The organism is Mycolicibacterium agri (assembly GCF_002553505.1).
In the GTDB taxonomy this organism is placed as follows: Bacteria; Actinomycetota; Actinomycetes; order Mycobacteriales; family Mycobacteriaceae; genus Mycobacterium; species Mycobacterium agri.
This window is the reverse complement of sequence record NZ_PDCP01000085.1, coordinates 1-22,027: the sequence shown is the minus strand read 5'-3', so window position 1 is coordinate 22,027 and position 22,027 is coordinate 1. Positions and strand designations below refer to the sequence as shown.

General features: G+C 67.3%; 28 protein-coding genes and 1 pseudogene. 17 read left to right on the top strand and 12 right to left on the bottom strand.

Annotation, left to right across the window (positions count from 1 at the left end; genetic code table 11):
- The 3 genes from CQY20_RS28220 to CQY20_RS28210 form a co-directional block, all read right to left on the bottom strand.
- Positions 1-1,447 (bottom strand): DUF7159 family protein (locus CQY20_RS28220; RefSeq protein WP_207767331.1); only part of this gene is annotated, 1,447 nt, incomplete at its 3' end.
- A gap of 158 nt (positions 1,448-1,605) precedes the next feature.
- Positions 1,606-2,553 (bottom strand): threonine ammonia-lyase, encoded by a 948-nt coding sequence (locus CQY20_RS28215; RefSeq protein WP_097943765.1) that lies wholly within the window; start codon positions 2,551-2,553, stop codon positions 1,606-1,608.
- A 36-nt stretch (positions 2,554-2,589) separates the two neighbouring features.
- A complete protein-coding gene (locus CQY20_RS28210) occupies positions 2,590-3,216 on the bottom strand; it encodes a TetR/AcrR family transcriptional regulator (protein WP_097943763.1) in 627 nt (208 codons plus the stop codon).
- A gap of 36 nt (positions 3,217-3,252) precedes the next feature.
- On the opposite strand from CQY20_RS28210, the gene CQY20_RS28205 reads away from it, so the two are divergent.
- From CQY20_RS28205 to CQY20_RS28170, 8 genes are read left to right on the top strand one after another with little or no spacing between them, the layout of a single operon-like run.
- On the top strand, positions 3,253-3,831 hold the full coding sequence (locus CQY20_RS28205) for a DUF2867 domain-containing protein (protein WP_097943761.1): 579 nt from the start codon (positions 3,253-3,255) through the stop codon (positions 3,829-3,831).
- Positions 3,828-4,304, top strand: a complete 477-nt coding sequence (locus CQY20_RS28200; RefSeq protein WP_163700229.1) for a DUF2867 domain-containing protein — start codon at positions 3,828-3,830, stop codon at positions 4,302-4,304. The genes CQY20_RS28205 and CQY20_RS28200 overlap by 4 nt, the downstream gene beginning before the upstream one ends.
- A 44-nt stretch (positions 4,305-4,348) precedes the next feature.
- Positions 4,349-4,714: an ArsR/SmtB family transcription factor gene (locus CQY20_RS28195; RefSeq protein ID WP_097943757.1), complete on the top strand. Its 366-nt coding sequence runs from the start codon at positions 4,349-4,351 to the stop codon at positions 4,712-4,714.
- On the top strand, positions 4,711-5,178 hold the full coding sequence (locus tag CQY20_RS28190) for an SRPBCC family protein (RefSeq protein ID WP_097943755.1): 468 nt from the start codon (positions 4,711-4,713) through the stop codon (positions 5,176-5,178). The genes CQY20_RS28195 and CQY20_RS28190 overlap by 4 nt, the downstream gene beginning before the upstream one ends.
- A 54-nt stretch (positions 5,179-5,232) precedes the next feature.
- A complete protein-coding gene (gene speB / locus CQY20_RS28185; RefSeq protein WP_097943753.1) occupies positions 5,233-6,285 on the top strand; it encodes an agmatinase in 1,053 nt (350 codons plus the stop codon).
- The gene (locus CQY20_RS28180) at positions 6,272-7,255 is read left to right on the top strand and encodes an NAD(P)H-dependent flavin oxidoreductase (protein ID WP_097943751.1); all 984 of its coding nucleotides are present in this window, start codon (positions 6,272-6,274) and stop codon (positions 7,253-7,255) included. The genes speB and CQY20_RS28180 overlap by 14 nt, the downstream gene beginning before the upstream one ends.
- A gap of 4 nt (positions 7,256-7,259) precedes the next feature.
- Positions 7,260-7,646 carry a thiol-disulfide oxidoreductase DCC family protein gene (locus CQY20_RS28175; protein ID WP_097943749.1) on the top strand — a complete coding sequence of 129 codons (387 nt, stop codon included), beginning with the start codon at positions 7,260-7,262 and terminating at the stop codon, positions 7,644-7,646.
- Positions 7,574-8,158 carry a GNAT family N-acetyltransferase gene (locus tag CQY20_RS28170; protein ID WP_097943747.1) on the top strand — a complete coding sequence of 195 codons (585 nt, stop codon included), beginning with the start codon at positions 7,574-7,576 and terminating at the stop codon, positions 8,156-8,158. The genes CQY20_RS28175 and CQY20_RS28170 overlap by 73 nt, the downstream gene beginning before the upstream one ends.
- On the opposite strand, the gene CQY20_RS28165 is transcribed toward CQY20_RS28170, so the two are convergent.
- Complete coding sequence (locus CQY20_RS28165) at positions 8,155-8,706, bottom strand: lipoprotein LppJ family protein (RefSeq protein ID WP_097943745.1); 552 nt, start codon at positions 8,704-8,706, stop codon at positions 8,155-8,157. The genes CQY20_RS28170 and CQY20_RS28165 overlap by 4 nt on opposite strands.
- A 165-nt stretch (positions 8,707-8,871) precedes the next feature.
- Between CQY20_RS28165 and CQY20_RS28160 the strand changes: the two are divergent.
- Both CQY20_RS28160 and CQY20_RS28155 read left to right on the top strand, forming a co-directional pair.
- Positions 8,872-10,321: pseudogene (locus tag CQY20_RS28160) on the top strand (MFS transporter).
- Complete coding sequence (locus CQY20_RS28155; protein WP_097943743.1) at positions 10,318-10,557, top strand: DUF1660 family phage protein; 240 nt, start codon at positions 10,318-10,320, stop codon at positions 10,555-10,557. Before CQY20_RS28160 ends, CQY20_RS28155 begins: the two are co-directional and overlap by 4 nt.
- On the opposite strand, the gene CQY20_RS28150 is transcribed toward CQY20_RS28155, so the two are convergent.
- Positions 10,554-11,438, bottom strand: a complete 885-nt coding sequence (locus tag CQY20_RS28150; protein ID WP_234816449.1) for a cyclopropane mycolic acid synthase family methyltransferase — start codon at positions 11,436-11,438, stop codon at positions 10,554-10,556. The genes CQY20_RS28155 and CQY20_RS28150 overlap by 4 nt on opposite strands.
- 193 nt (positions 11,439-11,631) lie before the next feature.
- Between CQY20_RS28150 and CQY20_RS28145 the strand changes: the two genes are divergently transcribed.
- Entirely contained in the window at positions 11,632-12,564 is a 933-nt protein-coding gene (locus CQY20_RS28145) for a bifunctional helix-turn-helix transcriptional regulator/GNAT family N-acetyltransferase (protein ID WP_097943739.1), read from the top strand.
- Positions 12,565-12,567: 3 nt separating this feature from the next.
- Here the strand turns inward: CQY20_RS28145 and CQY20_RS28140 are convergent, their stop codons facing one another.
- Entirely contained in the window at positions 12,568-13,527 is a 960-nt protein-coding gene (locus tag CQY20_RS28140; RefSeq protein WP_097943737.1) for an esterase family protein, read from the bottom strand.
- Between the two features lie 137 nt (positions 13,528-13,664).
- Here CQY20_RS28140 and CQY20_RS28135 point away from each other — a divergent pair, with 137 nt between their 5' ends.
- On the top strand, positions 13,665-13,913 hold the full coding sequence (locus CQY20_RS28135) for a DUF1918 domain-containing protein (protein WP_097943735.1): 249 nt from the start codon (positions 13,665-13,667) through the stop codon (positions 13,911-13,913).
- Positions 13,914-14,101: 188 nt separating this feature from the next.
- Complete coding sequence (locus CQY20_RS34940) at positions 14,102-14,260, top strand: Rv3202a family protein (protein WP_165789307.1); 159 nt, start codon at positions 14,102-14,104, stop codon at positions 14,258-14,260.
- A gap of 27 nt (positions 14,261-14,287) precedes the next feature.
- Here the strand turns inward: CQY20_RS34940 and CQY20_RS28130 are convergent, their stop codons facing one another.
- The gene (locus CQY20_RS28130; RefSeq protein WP_133119147.1) at positions 14,288-14,536 is read right to left on the bottom strand and encodes a hypothetical protein; all 249 of its coding nucleotides are present in this window, start codon (positions 14,534-14,536) and stop codon (positions 14,288-14,290) included.
- Positions 14,537-14,740: 204 nt separating this feature from the next.
- Between CQY20_RS28130 and CQY20_RS28125 the strand changes: the two genes are divergently transcribed.
- Complete coding sequence (locus CQY20_RS28125; protein ID WP_097943731.1) at positions 14,741-15,094, top strand: hypothetical protein; 354 nt, start codon at positions 14,741-14,743, stop codon at positions 15,092-15,094.
- Here CQY20_RS28125 and CQY20_RS28120 read toward each other — a convergent pair.
- Positions 15,030-15,917, bottom strand: a complete 888-nt coding sequence (locus tag CQY20_RS28120) for a cytochrome c biogenesis CcdA family protein (protein WP_097943729.1) — start codon at positions 15,915-15,917, stop codon at positions 15,030-15,032. The genes CQY20_RS28125 and CQY20_RS28120 overlap by 65 nt on opposite strands.
- A gap of 12 nt (positions 15,918-15,929) precedes the next feature.
- Complete coding sequence (locus CQY20_RS28115) at positions 15,930-16,424, bottom strand: protein disulfide oxidoreductase (RefSeq protein ID WP_097943769.1); 495 nt, start codon at positions 16,422-16,424, stop codon at positions 15,930-15,932.
- 140 nt (positions 16,425-16,564) lie between these two features.
- Between CQY20_RS28115 and CQY20_RS28110 the strand changes: the two genes are divergently transcribed.
- Entirely contained in the window at positions 16,565-17,035 is a 471-nt protein-coding gene (locus CQY20_RS28110) for an SRPBCC family protein (protein WP_097943727.1), read from the top strand.
- Between the two features lie 9 nt (positions 17,036-17,044).
- On the opposite strand, the gene CQY20_RS28105 is transcribed toward CQY20_RS28110, so the two are convergent.
- Both CQY20_RS28105 and CQY20_RS28100 read right to left on the bottom strand, forming a co-directional pair.
- Positions 17,045-17,449 (bottom strand): hypothetical protein, encoded by a 405-nt coding sequence (locus tag CQY20_RS28105; protein WP_097943725.1) that lies wholly within the window; start codon positions 17,447-17,449, stop codon positions 17,045-17,047.
- A 161-nt stretch (positions 17,450-17,610) separates the two neighbouring features.
- A complete protein-coding gene (locus CQY20_RS28100; protein ID WP_097943723.1) occupies positions 17,611-18,573 on the bottom strand; it encodes an alpha/beta hydrolase in 963 nt (320 codons plus the stop codon).
- A gap of 24 nt (positions 18,574-18,597) precedes the next feature.
- On the opposite strand from CQY20_RS28100, the gene CQY20_RS28095 reads away from it, so the two are divergent.
- Together CQY20_RS28095 and CQY20_RS28090 are read left to right on the top strand one after the other, a co-directional pair.
- Positions 18,598-20,043 carry a glycosyltransferase family 39 protein gene (locus CQY20_RS28095; protein ID WP_163700232.1) on the top strand — a complete coding sequence of 482 codons (1,446 nt, stop codon included), beginning with the start codon at positions 18,598-18,600 and terminating at the stop codon, positions 20,041-20,043.
- A gap of 64 nt (positions 20,044-20,107) precedes the next feature.
- Positions 20,108-20,611, top strand: coding sequence for a Cif family virulence factor (locus CQY20_RS28090; protein WP_097943721.1), 504 nt, complete (start codon positions 20,108-20,110; stop codon positions 20,609-20,611).
- Positions 20,612-20,629: 18 nt separating this feature from the next.
- On the opposite strand, the gene CQY20_RS28085 is transcribed toward CQY20_RS28090, so the two are convergent.
- On the bottom strand, positions 20,630-22,027 hold a 1,398-nt coding region (locus tag CQY20_RS28085), incomplete at its 5' end, for a flavin-containing monooxygenase (protein ID WP_109789753.1).

Below are 22,027 nucleotides of genomic sequence, written 5' to 3'. Positions count from 1 at the left end.
TTTTTTTATAAAGCCCAAGAGGGAAAACGCCATCATGCATAGTCTCGGGGGCTCGGATATGTTTATAACAGACCCCCTGAGGCGGGGGTGCGCCGTCGACGGGAGCCTGCACGCCGTCGACGGGGCCCTGTGGCGGGTCGGGCTGGCCGATCCCGGACAGCTTGTCTTTGAGCCTGCGCAGGATGCCGGGCTTCTCCTCGGGCACCGGCGTCACCGGCGCAGGCACCAGTCCCGGCGCGGGATCGGTGACGCCGGGTGGAAGCGGAACTCCGTTGGGCGCCAACACGCCCTGTGGGGCGGATCCGTCGACAGGAGGCGCGAGCGGCTCTGGGGCGGGCGCCTCCGGCACCGCGGGCTCCGCGACCGGCACCGGCTCGATCGCGGCCTCCTGGGGCGGCGGCAGTTCCTCCGGCGGCGGGGGCAGTTCCTCCGGCGGCGGAGCGGGCGGGATGGCCTCCATCGTCGTCGGCGCGGGTGCCGCGGGAGCGGGCTGTATTGCCTTCAGCGCTGTCGGAACATCGGAATTCCTTGCAGCGGAGGCATTTTCGGCCGGGTTTGCGCTTTCGCCCGCCGTCAGTTGCAGGCCGATGGCCAGCGAGCCCGATACGACGAGGCCGACGACGCCGACGGCCAACATCGCACCGGCTGCGCCAATGCGCGGAACCAGCGAAGGCCTGCTCGCATGGGTCGGAACCCGTCCGGAGCGGCCGGCCTGCGCGAGGAAGAAGTCGGTGCCGTGCGCCGACGCCATCGCCGCACCGCGGGCCAGCGCGAGTTGGGCCTCAGCGGGCACGAACACCGGCACGGCGAGAACGTCTTCGAGATGCGGGGTGATCGCGGTGAGATCGCTGCCCGATCCCACCAACACCAAAGCCTCTGGCTGCCATGCGGCCTGTGCGAAGACAGAGCTCAGCCACCGGGCCAGATCCTCATCGGTGGCGACCGAATGGCTGACGGCGGTCTGCACCTCGGGATGGGCGGTGTCGACCACCATGGCGACCACGGCGTCGGCCTCGATCACGCATACGGCGGTGATCTCGTAGCCGATCACGCTCGCGACCCCGCGGGCCAGCGCCTCGGTGGCTTCGGGCAGGCGAACGGCCACGACGTTGTCAAATCCCGACTGCGACAACGATTCCAGAAGAAGTGAGGCCTCGGTGTCGGCGTCTTCACTCCACGTCACGCCGATGGAGTGCAGCCGATGCCCGCGCGCGGCGGCGACCGCCTCGGAGCGCAGCACGGCGGCCGCGGCTTTCTCGGAGGTGTTCACGGCGCTCACCAGGCCTCGGTCGTGGACCGCGAATTCGTCCTTGTCCATGGTGGGGCCGTCGGCGTCGTGGCCTTCGACGAGGACAAGTCCAACGGTGGTCGGCGTCATTGACAACCCGAGCACCGCTTCCATCTGCACCCCCTGGGCACCCCTTGCTGTGGGCGTGGTCTTCGTCACCTGACGGGGTGAGACTACCTGCAAGTCGGGCCGTGGACCCGCCGGGGTTTGCGTCGTGGTCGACATCTCGATGCCGAGCAAATCCCTTGTGCCCCAGAGCAGGTTGCGACAAGGGCTGCGCGGCGACTCAGCAAATAGAAAAATGTTGCTGGTCGACGTCAGCCATTCACGATGTCGGCGAGTGCCGAGGGCTCGATGTTGCCGCCGGACAGCACCATCACGGTCGGGCCGGGTGGTATCGAACTTTGCCGGTAGGCCGCCAGGCCGACCGCGCCGCTGGGCTCGCTGACCAGGTGCGCCTTGACGGCGAGTTCCCGAACCGCGGCCCGAATCTCATTCTCCGACACCGTGATCACGCCATCGAGCAGTCTCTGCAGATGGGCGAATGTCAGGGCCGACGGCTGTGAGCGGAGGCCGTCTGCGATCGTGCGGTTGCGGTCATCGATCGACCAATCGACCCGCTCGCCGCGCCGCAGACTCTCCGCGGTGTCGGCGGCTAGCTCCGGCTCCACCCCGAACACCTTGGCGTTCGGACACCTCGCCCTGATCGCCGTCCCGATGCCGGAGGCCAATCCCCCGCCGCTGACCGGGATGAGCACGTTCTGCACATCGGGCAGGTCATCGGCGATCTCAAGGCCGATGGTGCCCTGGCCCGCGATCACGTCCGGGTGGTCGAACGGCGGTATCAACACGCCGCCCGTCTGCTCGAGCACCTCGCCGGCAACCTTCTCGCGTTCACCGGCGCCACAGAGCACAACCTGTGCCCCGTGGTCGCGGGTGGCCTGCACCTTGACATGGGGTGTCTCCTGCGGCATGACGATATGTGCCGGTATGCCGAACGCGGCGGCCACGTAGGCGACGGCCTGGGCGTGGTTTCCGCTCGAATACGCCACCACACCGCGGGCGCGTTCGGATTCGGAAAGGTTGCCGACGGCGTTGAAGGCGCCGCGGATCTTGAATGCGCCGATCGGTTGCAGGTTCTCCGCCTTGATCCAGAGCGGCCGCTGCGGATCGCCCCACCTGGCGGGAAGCAACGGCGTGCGAATCACCGCCTCCCTGACCCGATCCGCGGCGGCCTGGACGTCCTCGAGCGATATCAACTGCACTGCTCGAGTGTGCCCGCTGCTGATGCGTCGGCGTCGTCACCCCCGCTTCGGGGGGACGCCCAGCAGGCCACGCACCATCCGCTCGGCCATTGCGGCGTCATGCGGGACACCGCCGAGGTGGATCGCCAGTCCTTCGACAGCGGCGGTGATCGCGGCCCCGAGCAGCTTCGCGGGCGGGCCCGGCGGTATCGAGCCGTCGCGGCGGCCTGCGGCGACGATCGCGCCGAATCTCTTGGCGAGGTCTCTGCCGATCTCGGCGACCCTGGCGCCGACGGGGTGGTCGCGACCGTCGAACTCGACGCGCAACGCCATCATCACCCGCGCGACATCCCGCCGGCAGAACACGACGTGGCCGCGACCAAGCGCGATGAGCACGTCGACGGGTGCACCCGCGTCCTGCGCCGGCCGCCAGACTTCCTGCTCCCATCTCTCGGCCACCCAATCGACAACCGCGAGCGCCAACTCCTCTTTCCCGGCGAAGAGGTGATACAGCGCGCCGCGGGTGTAGCCGGCTTCGCTTGCCACCTTCTCCAAGACGAGGTTGCCGTACCCATAGCGCGAAAAACCCCGCGCGGCCGCTTCGAGCAGGGCCGCTCTGGTTCGCGCGCGGCGCTCGGCCTGCGTCCGCCGCCCAGGTTCAGAATCCGATATAGATACGTGCATGTATGTATGTTACTGTAAGCGATGAGGAGGGTTGCGATGAAACTCCCGAAAAGCGAGCACTTTTCCCGGCCATGGCGCATCCACGAACTCGCGCGTGACTTCCGGCTGGAGGACGTGTGGGCGCTGCCCACCCCTGGCGGGCCGGACGACTTCCCCCGATTGGTCCGCACGGCGACGTCATTCGAGGCGAGACGGCGGCCAAGCCTGGTGGGGCTGCTGTTCGCGATCCGACTCGGCCTGGGCCGCGTGCTGGGCTGGGACCGGCCGAGCAAGGACGACACCCGCCAGCGTCTGCGCGAGCGGCTGCCCGGCGAACTGCGCGCTCGCCCCTCCACCGTGTCGCCTGCGCTGGGATTCGACCCCCTCTTTCAACTGCACGACGAGTGGGCGGCCGAAATCGTCAACCGCACCGTCCACGGTGTCATCCATCTCGGCTGGGTCCCCGACGGCGAGGGCGGTTACCGCGGCCAGATGGCGATCCTGGTGAAGCCGAAGGGCCTGTTCGGCGAGGCGTACATGTTGGCCATCAGCCCGTTCCGCTATCTGATCGTCTATCCCCGAATGTTGGAAAGGATTGGGCAACAATGGTTCTCGTACAGCGCCGACCGGTCGTGACCACCGAAGAATGGGACTACGCCGACGCCTTCGCCGTTTCGATCGACGAGACCGACACCAGGTCGGCCAAAGAGGTCGTGCTGGCCGGCGCGGCGGGCGTTCCGTGGTGGATGCAGCTGGCCGTCGGGTTGACCCACCGCTTCGTGCTGTGGCTCGACCTGTCCAATCGATCCGATCCGCAGCATGTCCTCGGCTGGGACGTGATCGCCGCCGACCATGACCGCATCCAACTGCGCGCCGCGGGTCCGCTGGTGGACGGGATGTTGGTGGGCAGACGCATTCCGCCGTCGACGGCCGTGCTCGAGACGTTCGTCGCCTACCGGCGCCCGGTGCTGGCCCGCATGGTGTGGACCGCAGTGGCGCCTGTTCATCGCATCGTCGTACCCCAGCTGCTGCGGCGCGCGGCCACGAGTCGGGCTGACTCGAAAACCCCAGCCTCGCTTGGAAATGAGATCACCGGCGGAGCCTCCTGAACAGAGCGCTTGACCCCAGCTCCGTAAGCTGATATTAACGGTAAGTGGTCACTTACGGAAGGGTTCTGGACTCGCTCGCCGATTCGACTCGGCGAGACGTTCTCGACCTGGTTCGGCGTAAGCCGTCGTCGGTTCGAGAGATCGCCGATCAACTGCCGATCAGCAGGCCGGCGGTCTCGCAGCACCTGAAGATCCTCAAAGACGCCGGCCTCGTGACGTCCCATCCCGTCGGGACTCGTCGCGTGTACACCGTGACCACCGATGGCTTCGAGGTGCTCCGACAGTGGCTCGATGTCATGTGGCGCGACGCCCTCACGGCGTTCGCGGCGTTCGCGGAACGCACCGCAGAAGAGCATTCGCGGACAACTGCCGCCGAGAACCAACCCGATAAGTCAGGAGATCGAACATGACCACAATCACCGACGTCCGTCGCGAAATCACTGTGCCAGTCACGCCGGATCGGGCGTTCGACCTGTTCACCAATCGCATGGTCGAATGGTGGCCCGCCGAGCACCATCTCGCGCAGTCGCCTGTGGTGGCCATGACGGTCGAGCCGCGCGTCGGTGGCCGGATCTATGACTCCTGCGAGGACGGCAGCGAGTCGGAGTGGGGTCAGGTCATCGAGTGGGATCCGCCGTCCGGCTTCACCTTCGCGTGGATGATCGACGGCACCTGGCAACTCGAAACCGACGTGGAGAAGGCGTCGCGTGTCTCGGTGTCGTTCACGGCCGAGGGGGACGGAACGCGAGTCACCGTGGTGCACAAGGATTTCTGGCGGCTGACGCACGGCGGTCAAGGCATGGCCGACGCTGTCGGCGGTTCCACAGGCTGGGGTGTCGGTCTGCAACGGTTCGCGGAGTTCGCCGCGAAGTGAGTCGTGCCGGACCAACGGCGGGTGCTGACGCAGGGCGAGCGGTACTGTCACGCTATGGGTGATCACCACGACCATGAGCCGCAGCGCGACTTGCCGCCGGGCATGGCAGAACAACTCGACCTGCCCTATGCGGGTCTCGCGTCGTTCGGGCATCGGCCGTTCCTCACCGAAGTCGAGCAGCTCGAGTCGTGGCGCCCCGACGTCGCGATCGTCGGGGCACCGTTCGACGTGGCGACGACGAACCGGCCCGGCGCGCGGTTCGGGCCCCGCGCGATTCGGGCCACCGCGTACGAGCCGGGCACCTATCACATGGATTACGGGCTGGAGATCTTCGACTGGCTCGAGGTCGTCGACTTCGGTGACGCGTTCTGCCCGCACGGCCTGACCGAGGTGTCGCACAAGAACATCCGCGAGCGTGTGCATGCGGTGGCGTCCCGAGGGATCGTGCCGGTGATCCTGGGCGGCGACCACTCGATCACCTGGCCGGCCGCGACGGCGGTCGCCGACGTGCACGGCTATGGCAACGTCGGGATCGTGCACTTCGACGCGCACGCCGACACCGCCGACATCATCGACGGCAACCTGGCCAGCCACGGCACCCCGATGCGCCGACTGATCGAGTCCGGCGCCGTGCCGGGCACCCATTTCGTCCAGGTCGGCCTGCGCGGTTACTGGCCGCCGCAGGACACCTTCGAGTGGATGCTCGAGCAGCGCATGACGTGGCACACCATGCAGGAGATCTGGGAACGCGGCTTCAAGGAGGTCATGCGCCAGGCCGTCGCCGAAGCGCTCGACAAGGCCGAAAAGCTCTACGTGTCGGTCGACATCGACGTGCTGGACCCGGCGCACGCGCCCGGCACGGGCACCCCGGAACCCGGCGGAATCACCAGCGCCGATCTGCTGCGCATGGTGCGCCAACTCTGCTACGAGCACGATGTCGCCGGCGTCGACGTCGTTGAGGTCGCACCCGCCTACGACCACGCCGAGCTCACCGTCAACGCCGCCCACCGGGTGGTGCTCGAGGCGCTCGCCGGGATGGCGGCCCGCCGTCGCGACGCCTCGCCCGACGCCCCGCCGCCAGGGCCACCCGCGCGTGGACCTGCTTGACCGGCTGAGCCTGGACGTTCCTGTCGGCCAGGCCGGAATGGGCGGTGGTCTCGCCGGTCCCCAACTGGCGGCGGCGGTCGCGGCCGCGGGTGGCTTGGGCACGCTCGGCCTGCTTCCCGCACGCGAACTGCGCGACTCGATCGCCGAGGTCCGCGCCCGCGCCCCCGGCCGGGCGGTCGCGGTGAACCTGCTGACCCCCTTCCTGCGCCGCAGCCAGATTTCGGTGTGCATCCGCGAGCGCATCGATGTGGCCGTCGTGGCGTTCGGCGGTGACCGCGACTTGGTCGAAAAGCTCAGGGCGGCAGGCATTTTCGTCTTCGTCATGGTCGGCACCGCCGAGCAGACCCGACGCGCCGTCTCCTGGCGCGCCGACGGGCTCATCGCTCAGGGCTGCGAGGCCGGCGGGCATTTGTGCGGCACCACCGAAGCGCTGAGTTTCCTTCCGCAGGCGCTCGCGCTGGCCGACGGCAGGCCGGTGCTGTTGGCCGGTGGGATCGCGACAGCCGACGACACCCGCGCCGCGCTTGCCACCGGGGCGAGCGGAGCCATCGCAGGCACTCGATTCCTGCTCACCCATGAGTCGCAGGCGCATCCGGAATACCAACGCCGAGTCCTCGCCGCCGACAGCACATTACGGACGACGCTGTTCGGCCTCGGCTGGCCCGCGCCGCACCGCGTCATACCCAACGCCGCGACCCGACGGTGGTGCGACGCCGACGGCACCGCCAAGATGGCTCCACGGATCATCAACGCCCGCAGCGCGGTACTGGCCCGGCTTCCTGGCGCGGCATCGGTGGCGCGGATCCAGACGCCCCGGCTTCCGCTGTACTCCCCCGTCGCCCCGACGGTCGGAATGCCGGCTACGGCGGTCGATCGCGCGGCGTGCTACGCGGGACAGACGGCGCTGCGGATGAGTTCGGTCACATCGGCAGCCGAAGCACTCAGGGACCTGTCCCCGGAGGGACAATGACGATATGAGGCAACCGGGCGGAGTGTTGTTCTTCGACGGCGCGTGCGGAATGTGCACGCGGTCGCGCGACCTCCTGCTCAAACTCGATCGCACCGGTGAACTGCAGACCGCGCCGCTGCAACAGCCAGGCACGGCCGAACGACTCGGTTTCGCACCGGAGCATCTGATGGATTCGGTGCGGTGGCTGGACTCCACCGGCCGGGTGTATTCGGGCGCCGAAGCAGCGAACGCCGCGCTGTCAGCGGCACTGGGCACCGTGCTGCCGCTGGCCGTGTACCGCATCCCGGGCGTCAAGGCCGTGCAGGACGCGATCTATCGATGGGTCGCCGACCATCGGCACCGCTTCCCGGGCACGACACCGTACTGCGAATCGCATCCGGTCGCCTGCTGACGGCGTTGCACCCCACCGACTCGACCATCCGACCCGCGACGACCGACGATCTCGACGCGATCGGCGAAATCTACGCCCATCACGTCTTGCGCGGTGTGGCGAGTTTCGAGACCAGCCCGCCCGAACGCGAGGAATGGATTCGGCGGTTCGACACGGTGGTCGATGCGGGCCTTCCGTTCCTGGCCGCCGAAATCGACGGCGCGGTGGCCGGTTACGCCTACTGCTTGCCGTGGCGGTCACGGCCCGCATACCGGCACACCGTCGAGGACTCGATCTATCTCGCGCCGCACGCGACCGGACGCGGCATCGGCGGACGGCTGCTCGACGCGCTGCTCACCGGGTGCCGCGATGCGGGCATGCGACAGGTCATTGCCGTCATCGTCGACGACAATGCGCAGGCTTCCGTTGCGCTGCACCGCAATCGGGGCTTCAAGGAGGTCGGCCGGCTCAGCTCGGTCGGCTTCAAGCACGGCCGCTGGCTGGACACCCTGCTGCTTCAGCGCAGCCTCTAGCCGAGCTGATCGGTGATGTCGGTCCAGGCCGGATCGTCGTTGCGATGATCGCCGACATTGCGGCACTGCCCGTACATGCGTACGGTGCCGAAGTTTTCGTCGTCGAGGTTCTCGTGAAAGGTTGCGGTGACGCCGTCGCGGGTCAGCTTGAGTCCGAAGTGCTCGCCCATGGCGGGCGCCTGCTGCCAACCGTGTGCCACCATGGTCGTCGCGATTTCGCGGATGCGCTTGACCGAATTGGTCTCCGGTAGCCGGAAGTTCAGATAAACCGCCGCCTGATACGGCGGATCGTGCAGGCTGGTGCAGGACAGGAAAACAGCGCTGCCGTTCGCCTCGTCCATTCGTGTGGTGGTGACGATCTGCCTGGCCGCGTCCACCACCTGCGCCATGGCTTGCTCGTCCGACATCGGCTCTCCCTCGACTCCGGTCTTGGGTGGTGTGTAGATGACGATGAACGCGGCTGCCAGGACGATCGACATCGTCAAGGCGGCGAGCATCAGCGCTCTGGCCGCCGTCGACCGTAGCCATTCCTGCACGGCGCTGCCCATACAGCGGAATTTACGCTTGACTAAACCCGTCGCCACCTGGGTACTCCCCCGCCATCGTGTTGGTGCGCTCGCGAGGAGGCGGCGGTGATACGTAAAGGTCCGGGGACGCAGCGGGGGACACAGAGGAAGCGCGGGCGCGCTCAGACGGGCGTCATCGAGACCCAGATACCGGCGAGGCTGGACCGGTTGCCGTGGTCGCGGTTCCACTGGCGCGTCGTCATTGGTCTGGGTGGGGTCTGGATCCTCGACGGCCTCGAGGTCACGATGGTCGGCAACGTCGCATCACGCCTCACCGAGCCAGGTAGTGGCATCGAACTCACCGCGGGCGAGATCGGCGTCGCGGCGGCCATCTACATCGCCGGCGCCTGCCTCGGCGCGCTGTTCTTCGGCCAGTTGACCGACCGGTTAGGCCGCAAGAAGCTGTTCATTCTCACCCTCGTCGTCTACCTCGCGGCAACCGTCGCGACCGCTTTCGCGTTCGCGCCCTGGTACTTCTACATAGCCCGGTTCTTCACGGGCGCCGGAATCGGCGGTGAGTACGCCGCAATCAACTCCGCCATCGACGAACTGATTCCGGCACGGGTGCGCGGACGCGTCGATCTCATCATCAACGGGTCGTACTGGCTGGGGCGCCGCGGGCGGCGCGGCGGGCGCGCTGGTGCTGTTGAACACCAACATCTTGGCGATCGATCTGGGTTGGCGGCTGGCGTTCGGGATCGGTGCGGTGTTCGGGTTGGTCATCCTCGTTGTCCGCCGCCACGTTCCGGAGAGCCCGCGGTGGCTGTTCATCCACGGCAAGGAAGAAGAGGCCGAGCGCATAGTCAACCAGATCGAAAAGCAAGTCGGGGACGAGACCGACGAGTCGCTTCCCGAGCCGGCCGGCGAACCGCTGAAAATCCGGCAGCGCAAGGCGATTCCGTTCCGCGAGATCGCCAAGGTGGCGTTCACCAAGTACCCGAAGCGCGCGGTGCTCGGGCTGGCGCTGTTCATCGGGCAGGCTTTCCTGTACAACGGCGTGACCTTCAATCTGGGCACATTGTTGAGCGGCTTCTACGACGTCGCGTCCGGGATGGTGCCCGTGTTCTACGCGCTGTGGGCATTCAGCAACTTCCTCGGTCCGATCGTGCTGGGCCGATTCTTCGACACCGTGGGGCGTAAGCCGATGATCACGTTGTCCTACATCGGATCTGCCGCGGTCGCTGCGTTACTAGCGGTCGTCTTCGTGACCGAAACCGGTGGGCTGTGGCTGTTCATGGTGGTGCTGGCGGTGTGCTTCTTCCTCGCCTCTGCCGGGGCCAGCTCGGCGTATCTGACGGTGAGCGAGATCTTCCCGCTCGAAACACGCGCGCTGGCAATCGCCTTCTTCTACGCCGTGGGCACCGGGATCGGCGGCATCACCGGGCCGCTGCTGTTCGGCCAGCTGATCGAGTCCGAGGTACGCGCCCTGACCATGCTGTCCTTCCTGATCGGTGCGGCGGTGATGGCGTTGGCCGGACTCGTCGAATGGGTCTACGGCGTCAAGGCCGAAGGGCAGCCGCTCGAGAATCTCGCGCTGCCGTTGACGACGGCAGACGCCGCCGAGGACGAGGCGGAGCGCGAGAAGGCAGGCCAATGACGCTGGCGTGTCAGGTTTTCGGCCATCGGCCTGCGTTTCACGCCGACGGGCCCACGCTGCGATGGGCATGCGATCGGTGCGGCCAGGACGCGGGCGCCAAACAGTACGCGTCGGCCGCCGACGCGCAGCGCTACGCGGCCGCGTTCAACCGCCGCGACACCGACTCGCTGGGTAAGCGGGCACCGCTGATCGGGCTGCTGCCGCTGCGGCTGTGGCGCAAGTTCAGTAAGCGCTAACTCTTCGTCAGCGTGAACTGGCAGACGTCGGTGTAGCCCTCGCGGAACAGATCAGCGCAGCCGGTCAGGTACTTCATGTACCGGTCGTAGACCTCTTGCGACTGGATCGCGATGGCCTCGTCCTTGTGTGCCTCCAGCGCCGCGGCCCAGGTGTCCAGCGTGCGCGCGTAATGCAGCCGCAGCGGCTGCACCAGCGCCACGTTGAAACCGGCCTTGGTGGCGTGGTTTTCGACGACGTTGACCTGGGGCAGATCACCACCGGGGAAGATCTCGTCCATGATGAACTTGAAGAACCGGAGCTTGGTCATGGTGATCGGCAGCCCGCGTTCCTTGAACTCCTCGTCGCTTGGCTTGACGATCGTGTGCAGCATCATCACCCCGTCGGCGGGCAGCGCCGAATAGGCCTTCTTGAAGAACTCGTCGTAGCGGTCGCGGCCGAAGTGCTCGAACGCGCCGATCGACACGATGCGATCGACCGGTTCGTTGAACTGCTCCCAGCCCTGCAGCAATACCCGCTTGCTGCGCTCGCTCGGCAGCTCGTCAAGGAGCTTCTGCACATGGGCCTGCTGGTTGCGGCTCAACGTGAGCCCGACAACGTTGACGTCGTGGCGCTCCACCGCCCGCTTGATCGTGGCGCCCCAGCCGCAGCCGACGTCGAGCAGCGTCATGCCGGGCTCGAGGCCGAGCTTGCCCAACGACAGGTCGATCTTGGCGATTTGCGCCTCCTCGAGCGTCATGTCGTCGCGCTCGAAGTAGGCACAGCTGTAGGTCTGGGTCGGGTCCAGGAACAGCCGGAAGAAGTCGTCAGACAGATCGTAGTGCGCCTGGACGTCCTCGAAATGCGGCTTGAGGTCCGGGGTGCCCGTGGGTGTGTCTGTCAAGGTGAGGGCCTTTCGGGCGCCGGTTATCGGCGCTGGCTTGGTCAGGTGTGTGGTTTTCCAGGCGTTGCGGCCGATGCGTCGGCCGAGCCGGCTGCGTCGAGGATAGCTGGTGCCGGCGAATTCAAACGCCTCGCCCATACGAGCGCGACCGTGATGCTTGACAGAGTCAAGTAATTAGTTGACTCTGTCAACTATGACCGTATCCACTGTTCAGTCCGATGCCACGGTTGATCAGGTCCGTGGTTTCAACCGCTTCTACACCCGGGTCCTCGGGTTGTTACGGCCGCAGCTGGTCGGCTCGGCGTTCGGGTTGACCGAGGCCAGGGTGCTCTATGAACTGGCGCACGCCGATCAGGTGGCGGTTTCGGAGTTGCGCAGCGCGCTCGACCTCGACGCCGGCTACCTCAGCCGGCTGCTGTCGCGCTTCATCGCTGCCGGTCTGGTCGAACGGGAACAGTCCGCTGTCGACGGTCGCCGACAGGTCGTGCGGCTGACCCCCTCGGGCCGGGCGGCTTTCGACGAACTGGACGCGCTGCAGACCGACGCGATTGAGCGGCTCATCGACCCGCTCGACGAGGCTCAGCGCACGGCCCTGGTGACGGCGATGGGCCGGATTCGCCGCGTGCTCGACGGTGCAGCGCCCGGCGCGCTGATCCTGCGGCCGCCCGCGCCCGGTGACCTCGGCTGGGTGGTCGAACGCCACGGCGCCCGCTATGCCGCCGAGTACGGCTGGGACGTCGGGTTCGAGGCGCTTGTCGCCCGGATCGTCGCCGACTTCGCGGACCGCCGCGACACCACCTCACAGGCGGCGTGGATCGCCGAACTGGACGGCGAACGGGTCGGCTGTGTGTTCTGCACCGCCTCCGACACCCCCGGCACCGCGCAACTGCGGCTGCTGTTGGTCGAACCGCATGCCCGCGGCGCCGGCGTCGGCACCCGGCTGGTGGACGAATGCCTGCGCTTCGCGCGGCGAGCCGGCTACACGCGAATCATGTTGTGGACCAACGACGTTCTGCTTGCGGCACGCCGGATCTATGAACGAGCAGGCTTTCACCTCGACCGCAGCGAGCCGCACACCAGCTTCGGCCGGGAGCTGGTGGGCGAATACTGGTCGCGCGACCTGTAAAGCTCACACCGCAGGTGTGGCGCCGAGCACGCGCTGGATGTCGGGCTTCATCGCCTGCAGCTGACCGCCCCAGTAGCCCCAGCTGTGGGTGCCGTTCGGCGGAAAGTTGAACACCCCGTTGCTGCCGCCCGCGGCTTCGTAGCGGGCCTGAAACTCCCTGTTCGTGCGTATCGTCAGGCCCTCCAGGAACTGCGCGGGGATCTGGGCGTTGCCCAGACCGGCGTCCAGGTCGGTGGGGTTGCCGTTGCCGCTGTACACCCAGATCCGGGTGCCGTTGGAGACCAGCCGTGGAATCTGCAGCATCGGGTCGTTGCGCTGCCAGGCGGGGCCGCCGTACGGGCCCCACATGTCGAGCGCGTTGAAGCCGCCCGCGTCGGCCATGGCGACGCCGATGAGCACCGGCCACAGCCGGGCCGACGGATTCAAGAAGCCCGACAGCGATCCGGCGTAGATGAACTGGCCGGGATGGTAGGCGGCCAGGATCAGCGCGGCTCCGCCGGACATCGACAGCCCGACCACGGCGTTGCCGGAAGGTTCGACGCCCTTGTTGGCGGCGAGCCAGGCGGGCAACTCCGAGGTCAGGAAGGTCTCCCACTTGTAGGTCTGCGTGGTGCCGTTGCCGGTCGCGGGCCGGTACCAGTCGGTGTAGAAGCTCGACATGCCGCCCACCGGCATCACCACCGACAGCCCGGATCCGTCGAACCAGCTGAAGGCGCCGGTCTCGATGTCCCAGCCGTTTCGGTCGTCGCGCGCCCGCATGCCGTCGAGCAGGTACACCGCGTGCGGGCCGCCGCCTTGGAACTGCACCTGGATGTCACGGCCCATCGACGGCGAAGGGACGCTGAGCATCTCCGGTGCCGCCGACGCGGTGGGCGCGCCACCGAGGACGGCGGTCAAGCTCGCGAAAAGAGTCGCCGCAAACACGGCGCAGGCAATTCGGCGAAATACCTTTATGACACTCATGACACTTGCTTCCCGTCGTGCGTACAGCCCCGACAGCAGAGATATCGCCGACGGGTGCGCAGCGGTTACACACCGCTTGCATTCGGGGGCACAATTTGGGGTGTAAGGGTTTCTCGATCCAGGAAGGAGCGGGATTGATGAAGGCCAAAGTAGGCGACTGGTTGATTATCAAGGGCTCGACGACCGACCGCCCGGACCAGCGCGGCGAGATCACCGAGGTACGTTCGGCGGACGGCTCGCCCCCCTACGTGGTGCGGTGGTTCAGCACTGGTCAGGAATCCACCGTCTACCCCGGTCCTGATGCGATCGTCGTCGACCCGGCCGAGCAGGAAGCTGCTGACGAGCGGGCACGGGCCCGATCCTCGGCCGAGCATCACTTCGTGTGAGCTGACCCGTATCGAGCGCTTCCTGCGCGCGCGGGCCTGGCGGGATGTTCTCCTGGGTCCCCCAGGCCCGGTCCGATCGGAACCGGCCGGATTGGCCGATTCGCGACAGGACACAATTGCTGGTAGCCGATGATTGGTAGTGACTGCGCCGTCAGTGCGCGGAACCTAGCCGTGGAAGGAGGCCGATCATGACGTACCCCGACGACGACTTGCCTGTGTACGACGACGACGCCGGACTGGATCCATCGAGCATCAGCGAAGCGGACGCGGCCGCTGCCAACGAAGCGGACCTGATCGAACAGGCGATCGCGGTGCCTCTTCCAGACGAGGACGGCTTCGATCGCTGACTTGCGCCCAGCTGCGGAGTGAGCTGGTCAGCCGAAGCCGGCCGCGGCGGCGCGTTTTTCGTCGGTCTCTTTCAACAGGAGGCCGTAACCGTTTTCCCGCAAGCTGATTCGCAGCGGCCGCTGGGGCTGGTGTTCCAACAGCCAGCGTTCCAGGTGGACTTTCTGCTTTTCGACGCTGACATGCGCGATGCCGAGCTGGCGTAGCAGGGCACTGGCAGTAGCGGGCTGGTCAGACTCCGCCGCGTCGAGCACGCGGTGTGACATTGAGACGGTCATGGCGGTCTCCAGTTGTTTTGGACTGCGCGTCTCGGAGGCGATCGTCTTCGGGGCCTCTGTGAATAGAGTGTAGGACGCCGTTGCTGACCGCGTGATGTGAATTCGCATCCTGCTGGTTGAGTGCCGGGCCCTGTTTGCGGCGAAATCACCGCATCGGTTCGGTGATCATGAAACACAGTGGAAGACAAAGGGGAAGGACCGCCAGTGAAGCTGCGAGAAGCCCTCGACTCGATCGTGCCCGATCCGGCCGCCGCACAGGTCTACGGGCAGCCGTACGAAACCTCCGACGGCGTAACCGTGCTTCCCGTCGCGCGGGTGCGGGGTCGAACCAAACCCGATTCCGCCGATGCCGATCTGCACCTGGCCGCCAAGCCGGTCGGCGTCTTCGTCATCAAGAACGGCGAGGCGAAGTGGGTGCCCGCCGTCGACTCGACCCGCATCACGTTGATGGGTGAGTTGATCGGGTTGGTGTCTGCGACGCTGGCCACCCTCGCTATGGTCCGTCGTCCACCGTGGCCCGATCTGCGCGGGACGATCTCACCCGCCAGACCCAAATAGCCGTTGCGGCAAGAAGTATCGCCAGCGCCACCAGCCAGGGCAATGCGCCGTGGCGATGCACCCAGCCCGCGATAGCGCCCTGCACCCGGCCGGCCGCCGCGATGACGGGATCGGCGGGATCGCCGTTGGCGTGAAACAGTCGCGCCTCGTAGTACCCGTAGTAGCCGACATAGAGGCCGACCACGACTAGCACCACGCCGCCGATGCGGTTGGCATACCGCGGGATTCGGCGCATCCGGTCGATCAGCGCGGTACCCGCGAGCGCGACGGCGACGGCCAGCGTGCCGACGATCAGCGCGAAACCGGCGGCATAGGCCACATAGACCCACACCCGGCCCGCGGTGGATGTGCCGCCGACCCCGGCGCCGGTGACCGCCAGAAACGGGCCGATGGTGCAAGACAACGAGGCGATCGCATACCCGACGCCGTAGCCGAACATCGACCCCAGCTGGCGTGAGGGCGCTCCGAAACTGTTGCGGGACACCGCATTCGGCATAATCAGCGGCAAGTGACGGCCCGCCAGCAGCCAGCCGCCCGCCGCGACGAGCACGATGCCGATCAGCACCGTGACGAACGGCAGATACCGCTGCAACGTCGACGCCACCGAGACGGCGAGAAGCCCGAACGCGGCGAACACCACCAAAAAGCCCAGCGCCATCGCGACAGTCGCCGCGACGGCCCGCCCGACCGCTGCCGCGACACCGGCCCTGCCGTCGCCGTGCACCACCAGCGTCAGGTAGGCAGGCAGCAGCGCGAAGCCGCACGGGTTCAGCGCGGCCACCAGCCCGGCGGCGAACGCCAGCGCGACCAGGTCGTGTTGCACTCGGCGTAGCCGCTAGGCGAGCGCGGCAACCCGATCTTGCAGTTCCTGCTCCGGCATGGCCGACGTGGGGTTGTTGACGAACGTCGAGGTGCCGTCGGCCCGATAGAACACATACGCCGGCTGCCACGGCACGTTGTAGCGCGCCCAGATGGAGCCGTCGGCGTCGTTGAGGTTGGTGAAGTTCAGGTTGTACTTCGACACGAACCCCTGCATGGCGGCGACATCGGAGCGGGCCGCGACACCGACGAAGGTCACGTCGGGGTTGGCCGCCGCCACCTTGCTCACCGACGGTGCCTCGGCGTTGCAGAACGGGCACCACGGCGTCCAGAACCACAGCACTGCGGGCTTGCCTTGCAGCGATGCGCCCTCGAACGGTGCCCCGCTGAGGGTGGTGCCGGTGAAGTTCAGCCGGTCATCGGCGAGTGCGGCCGGCGGGCTGGCCACCCCGAAGGCGACGGCGGCCACCATCGCAGCCGATGACCAAACTCGAATAGCGCGACGGATCATGACGGCTCCTCCCTGCACCCGGACACACCCATGGCGTAACACTTATTGACACGTGGCGGATCAATTCGCGGTTCATCGGTGAACCGCCACCGACGCGCGGTTCGCCCGGCTACGGTGATGCGGCCCCAAGGAGGTGACGCGTGCGCGCATCGGTGGCGGTCTTCATGGCGGCGCCGGCCGACGAGATCTGGAACATCGTCGCCGACGTCCGCAACACCGGGAAGTTCTCACCGGAGGTGATCGAGGCCGAATGGCTCGACGACGCCACCGGGCCGGCGCTGGGCGCACGGTTTCGCGGCCATGTGCGCCGCAACGAGATCGGCCCGGTGTACTGGACGACCTGCCGGGTGACCGCCTGTGAGCCCGGCCGCGAATTCGGATTCGCGGTGCTCCTCGGCGACAAGCCCGTCAACAACTGGCATTACGCGTTCACGCCCGTCGAGGGCGGCACCGAGGTCACCGAGTCGTTCCGGATGGCCGACAGCGTGTTCACCAAGGCCTTCTCGGTGCTCGGCGGCCAGCTGCGCACCCGGCGCAACATCCGCGACATGCGCAAGACGCTGGAGCGGATCAAGGCCGTCGTCGAGGCGCCGTCCGGGCAGCCGAGTTGACCTCGAAGATCAGACCACGCCGATCCCGATGATCGGGATCCACAGGCCGAACAGCCAGATGCCCCACTGGTGGAAGCCGTCGTCCCACACGGGGGTCACGTCATAGCCCCAGTAGTTGAACGGGCGCGGCGGGCCTCCGTGCCAGTGGTATGCCGGCGGCGGGCCCCAGCCCCACGGCGGCGGGCCCTGGCGCTCGTCCCACCAGTCGTGTCGGTTGTTGGCCCACCACGGACCCTTGTCCCAGTCACCGCGGTGGAAGTCTTTCCTACCGTGCCCGTCGCCGCAGAACGGGAAGCACGGCCGGTCGATGTCGTGTTTCGGCTTAGCTTCTGCTACGCCTGTGCCCAGTCCGGCGGCCCCGAAGCCGAGCGCAGCGACGACGATCGCGTTGACCAAAGTTCTGGCCGGTTTCATCTCTAACTCCTAGCTGGGTGGCGCGGCGTCGAATCGTTCCCACCTCTCCGACGCCGACGCGCCTAGTCCGATTCCCTGACCTGCGCCCGCGCAGCGTCGGGCGCACGCCACGACCCCTACTGAGGTATCGGCACGTCGCATGCGGCCGTTACGGGCAACGGTCACAGGGATTGCAACCGGCGGATGCGGTCTTGCATCGTCCGCTTCGAGACGTCGGCGTCGGCGGCCACGACCTCGAAGATGTGCGGGCAGCCGGGATGCAGATGGAACTCCGTCGGCACCCCGGCCGCCGAGAGCCTGCGCGCGTAGTCGATGTCCTCGTCGCGGAAGAGGTCGAGATCGCCGACGTCGATGTAGGTGTCGGGGAGCCCGGACAGGTCGGTGGCGCGGGCCGGCGCGGCATACGGCGACACGTCATCGCCACCGGCCTTGTCGCTGAGCAGGGCGCCCCAGCCGGTCAGGTTGTCGTCGTAGGTCCATGTGAGAAACGGCACCAGCGCAGGGTCGGGTGTCGCGGGCCGGTCGTCCAACATCGGATAGATCAGCAGCTGCTGCGCGAGGGCGGGACCGCCGCGGTCGCGCGCCATCAGGGCCACGCCCGCCGCCAAGCCGCCGCCCGCGCTGTCGCCCATCACGGCCAGGCGGGCCGGATCGCAGCCGAGGGTGTGGGCGTGCTCGGCCAGCCATTGCAGCGCGGCGTAGCAGTCCTCGACCGGCGTCGGGTGGGGATGCTCGGGCGCGACGCGGTAGTCGACGACCAGCATCGGCACACCGGAGGCCGCGACATAACCGCGCACGCCGAGGTCGACGATCGCGCCGACGTGCTCGAGGCTGTAGATCATGCCGCCGCCGTGGATGAAGAGCGCGGCACTGCCGGGCTGCTCCCCCACTGACCGCCGGTAAAAGATCAGATCCACCGACGCGCCGTCAGCGGTGGTGACCGAAAACCGCTCGGTGTGCACGCCCTCGACCGGTGGAGAGTTGGCGGCGACATAGTCCATCATGCGGTGCCCGCCTGCGCGGCGGCTCTCGACGTCGCCGACCGGTGACGGCGCCGATTCGCCAAGCGCCGCCATGATCTCCGTCAACTGCTTGTCCACCTGAGGGTCGATACGCAGCGCCATGGCTCGACAGTATCGTGGCGGCACGTGACCACCGCCGCCGAGATTGCGCCCGAACGGTCCGTCACCCGGTTCGCCACCCGCCCCATCGCCTTGTTGGCGGCGGCGGTTGCCGTTTTGCATTGGGTGGCAGGCGCATTGGGCGAGAACTACTGGTTTGACGAGGTGTACATGCTGGCCATCGGCCGCAACCACCTCGACTGGGGGTCGGCCGATCAGCCGCCGGTGGCGCCCGCGCTGGCCGCCGCGATGGACGCGATCGCTTCTGGTTCGCACCAGATGTTGGCACTACCCGCCGCGCTGGCGACCGGTGCCGCGGTCGTCGTCGCCGGACTGATCGCGCGCGAACTCGGATGTGACGGGCGCGCGCAGCTTTTCACCGCCACCGCGCAAGCGACCGCGGTGTGGACCGCGCTGGCCGGGCACTGGCTTACGCCGTACTCACTGGAGCCCCTCGGCTGGCTGCTGTTGATGTGGTTGCTGGTGCGCTGGATTCGCCTGCGCGACGACCGGCTGTTGCTGGCCGCCGGCGCCGTCGCAGGCGTGGCGGCGATGACGCAGTTGCGGGCGCTGCTGCTGTGCGCGGTGCTGGTGGCCGCCGTGGCGGTGGTCGGGCCCCGCGAGATGTTGCGGCGGCCGATGTTGTGGGTGGGTGCCGTTCTGGCCGCGGCGATCGCCGCTCCGACGCTGGTGTGGCAGCAGCTGCACGGGTGGCCGCAACTGCAGATGGCTCCGGTGGTGGCAGGCGAGGCGGAGGCGCTCTACGGCGGACGGCTCGGCATCGCGTGGCAGATGCTGCTGTATGCGGGCGTGCTCGGTATCGTGCTGGGCGGCTACGGCCTGTGGCGCCTGTTCCGCGGCTTGCGCGAATACCGTTTCATCGCCGTCACTTTCGTCGCGCTCTACATATTGTTCGTCGCCACCGCGGGCCGGCCGTATTACCTCGTCGGGCTCTATGCGCCGCTGGCGGCGGCAGGCGCGCTCGGGCTGCAGCGACGACGCGAAGCCGGCCGCCAACGGCGATGGGTGGCCCGCCTTGGCGTCGCGTCCAGTGCGGCGCTGGCGGTCGGCGTGCTGGTGCTGTCCGTCGTGATCATCCGCTCCGACATCGGCGAGCAGGGCGTGCGCCGCACCGCCGACACATACCGCGCGCTGCCCGCAGCACAGCGCGACCGCGTCGTGATCGTCGGCGAGTCCTACATCATCGCCGCCTACGTCGACGGCTACTCCGACCGCTACCGGTTGCCCGAGGCCTACAGCCTGAGCCGCAGCTACGGATATTTCCCGCCGCCGCCCGAGCATCTCGACACCGCGCTCTACATCGGCGGCGACCCCGCGCCGCTGGCGCCCTACTTCGACGCGTCGCGCCGCATCGCCGACATCAACGACGACATGCGGGTCTATTTGCTGACGGGCAGGCACGCGCCGTGGACGACGATCTGGGAGCGCGAACGCACGCTGACGGTGTCCTGATTCGGGTCCGCGGCGGGCCTGCCTTTGGTACAACAGCTTCGGCGTCTGCTGAAGGAGTCTGACGATGGGGCAATGGTCACGCGCCGAACTCGAAGAGGCGTTTCACGCATACGAGCAAGCCGTCGTCGAGATCGCCAAGGCATGGGACTGGGCCAGCTACGCCGACCAATTCACCGAGGACGCAACGTATATCGAGCACGGTATGGGCAACAGGACCGGCCGCGAGCAGATCCGCGAATGGATCTCGACGACGATGAACGAGTTCCCCGGCAGCGAGATGCCGTTCTTCCCGTGCGAGTGGTACGCGATCGACGAGGAGAAGGGCTGGGTGATCGCGCGAATCCCGAACAGGATGAAAGACCCCGGCGACGGCAGCATTCACGAGTCACCGGTGATCACCGTGCTCAAGTACGCCGGTGACGGTAAGTGGAGCTACGAGGAAGACGCCTACAACCCGATGAACTTCCTGGTGATGGTGCACGAGTACGTCAAGCGCTGCCATCAACTGGGCACGCTGTCCGACAACGGGCGCGCCTTCGCCCAGAACATGAACTGGCAGTTGGACTGACATTCGGGTGCGCGCCGGTCAGGTGATGACGAAGTCGTCGCGATTCGGTTCGCGGGTCCAGTTCCAGTAGTCGACCAGCCGCCACGGGCTCAGCGTGTGCACCTCGCCGTGGGCGTTCTTGTAGAACGAATGCTTGATCGACGGCTGCGACCACACCATCTTGCGCATCTCGGCCTGGGTACGGGCGTGCCATTCGGCGGCCTTGTCCTCGCGCGGCTCCAGCGACCGGTGGCCGTCGGCGATCAGCCACTCCAGACACTGGGTGATGTAGCGCATCTGGCATTCGGAGTGAAAGATCAGGCTGCCGCCGCTGGCCAGATTCGTGCCGGGCCCGTACATGCAGAAGAAGTTCGGACAGCCGGGCGCCGTGATGCCCAGATACGCCGACGGCCGCTCACCCCAACGCTCGGACAGTATCTCGCCGTTGCGTCCGACGACGGTCATCGGCCACAGCATCCGGTTGGCGTGAAAACCGGTGGCGTAGACCACGATATCGACGTCATACCGTTCGCCGTCCGCGGTGACCACTGCGTCGGGCGCAATCTCGGCGATCGAGGTTCTGACCAGCTCGACGTTGTCGCGGCGCAACGTCTTCAGCCAGCTGCCGTTGTCCTGCAGGGTGCGTTTGCCGGTCGCCGGGTAGTCGGGCACTACCTTGGCCAGCAGCTCGAGGTCGTCGCCCACCTGGCTGGTGATCCACTCGGTGAACATCATGCGCGCGAGATCGTTGGCCTCGCTGACCGCCCGCTGCTGGTCGGGGTAGTCGGGGTCGACCCGCGCGGCCTCCAGCCCTTTGTCGCAGCCCGGCCAGAACAACAGGAACCGATACCAGCGGCCATAGAACGGCAAATACCGCAGCGCCCACCGCACACCCGGCCCCACCGGCTCGTGGTAGTTCGGGTTCGGGAACATCCACTGCGCGGTGCGCTGGAAGATCGTCAGCGCGGCGACGTCGTCGGCGATCGCGGGCGCAATCTGGAATCCGCTGGCGCCAGCGCCGATCAGCGCAACGCGCTTGCCGCGCAGATCAATTGAGTGATCCCACTCCGAGGAGTGAAACGCGGGCCCGGCGAACCGGTTCTGGCCTGCGATCGCGGGCACGTGCGGGCGGTTCAATTGGCCCACCGCGCTGATGACCGCGCGCGCCGACAGCGTCGTCGTCGCCCCTGTCCGGTCGCGTGCTGTCACCGTCCACGTCGCGGTCTCGTCGTCCCAGACCGCCTCGGTGACCTCCGTCTCCCACCGCACATGCCTGCCGATGTCGTGCTTGTCCATCACCCGCTGAAAGTAGGCCTGCAGCTCGGGTTGTTCGGCGAAGAAGTGCGTCCACTCGTCGGTCTGGCTGTGACAGGTTGATTTGGCCCCGGTAGGACGGTCTGTTTTGGCCCCGTCCGCCCGACTCGCCGGTGCGGTTGT

Coding starts and splice junctions, on each gene's coding strand:
- CQY20_RS28210 (WP_097943763.1), bottom strand. CDS start 3,216: ATGCACGTATCTATATCGGATTCTGAACCTGGGCGGCGGACGCAGGCC.
- CQY20_RS28205 (WP_097943761.1), top strand. CDS start 3,253: ATGAAACTCCCGAAAAGCGAGCACTTTTCCCGGCCATGGCGCATCCAC.
- CQY20_RS28190 (WP_097943755.1), top strand. CDS start 4,711: ATGACCACAATCACCGACGTCCGTCGCGAAATCACTGTGCCAGTCACG.
- speB (WP_097943753.1), top strand. CDS start 5,233: ATGGGTGATCACCACGACCATGAGCCGCAGCGCGACTTGCCGCCGGGC.
- CQY20_RS28175 (WP_097943749.1), top strand. CDS start 7,260: ATGAGGCAACCGGGCGGAGTGTTGTTCTTCGACGGCGCGTGCGGAATG.
- CQY20_RS28170 (WP_097943747.1), top strand. CDS start 7,574: ATGGGTCGCCGACCATCGGCACCGCTTCCCGGGCACGACACCGTACTG.
- CQY20_RS28165 (WP_097943745.1), bottom strand. CDS start 8,706: ATGGGCAGCGCCGTGCAGGAATGGCTACGGTCGACGGCGGCCAGAGCG.
- CQY20_RS28155 (WP_097943743.1), top strand. CDS start 10,318: ATGACGCTGGCGTGTCAGGTTTTCGGCCATCGGCCTGCGTTTCACGCC.
- CQY20_RS28145 (WP_097943739.1), top strand. CDS start 11,632: ATGACCGTATCCACTGTTCAGTCCGATGCCACGGTTGATCAGGTCCGT.
- CQY20_RS28140 (WP_097943737.1), bottom strand. CDS start 13,527: ATGAGTGTCATAAAGGTATTTCGCCGAATTGCCTGCGCCGTGTTTGCG.
- CQY20_RS28135 (WP_097943735.1), top strand. CDS start 13,665: ATGAAGGCCAAAGTAGGCGACTGGTTGATTATCAAGGGCTCGACGACC.
- CQY20_RS34940 (WP_165789307.1), top strand. CDS start 14,102: ATGACGTACCCCGACGACGACTTGCCTGTGTACGACGACGACGCCGGA.
- CQY20_RS28130 (WP_133119147.1), bottom strand. CDS start 14,536: ATGACCGTCTCAATGTCACACCGCGTGCTCGACGCGGCGGAGTCTGAC.
- CQY20_RS28115 (WP_097943769.1), bottom strand. CDS start 16,424: ATGATCCGTCGCGCTATTCGAGTTTGGTCATCGGCTGCGATGGTGGCC.
- CQY20_RS28105 (WP_097943725.1), bottom strand. CDS start 17,449: ATGAAACCGGCCAGAACTTTGGTCAACGCGATCGTCGTCGCTGCGCTC.
- CQY20_RS28100 (WP_097943723.1), bottom strand. CDS start 18,573: ATGGCGCTGCGTATCGACCCTCAGGTGGACAAGCAGTTGACGGAGATC.
- CQY20_RS28090 (WP_097943721.1), top strand. CDS start 20,108: ATGGGGCAATGGTCACGCGCCGAACTCGAAGAGGCGTTTCACGCATAC.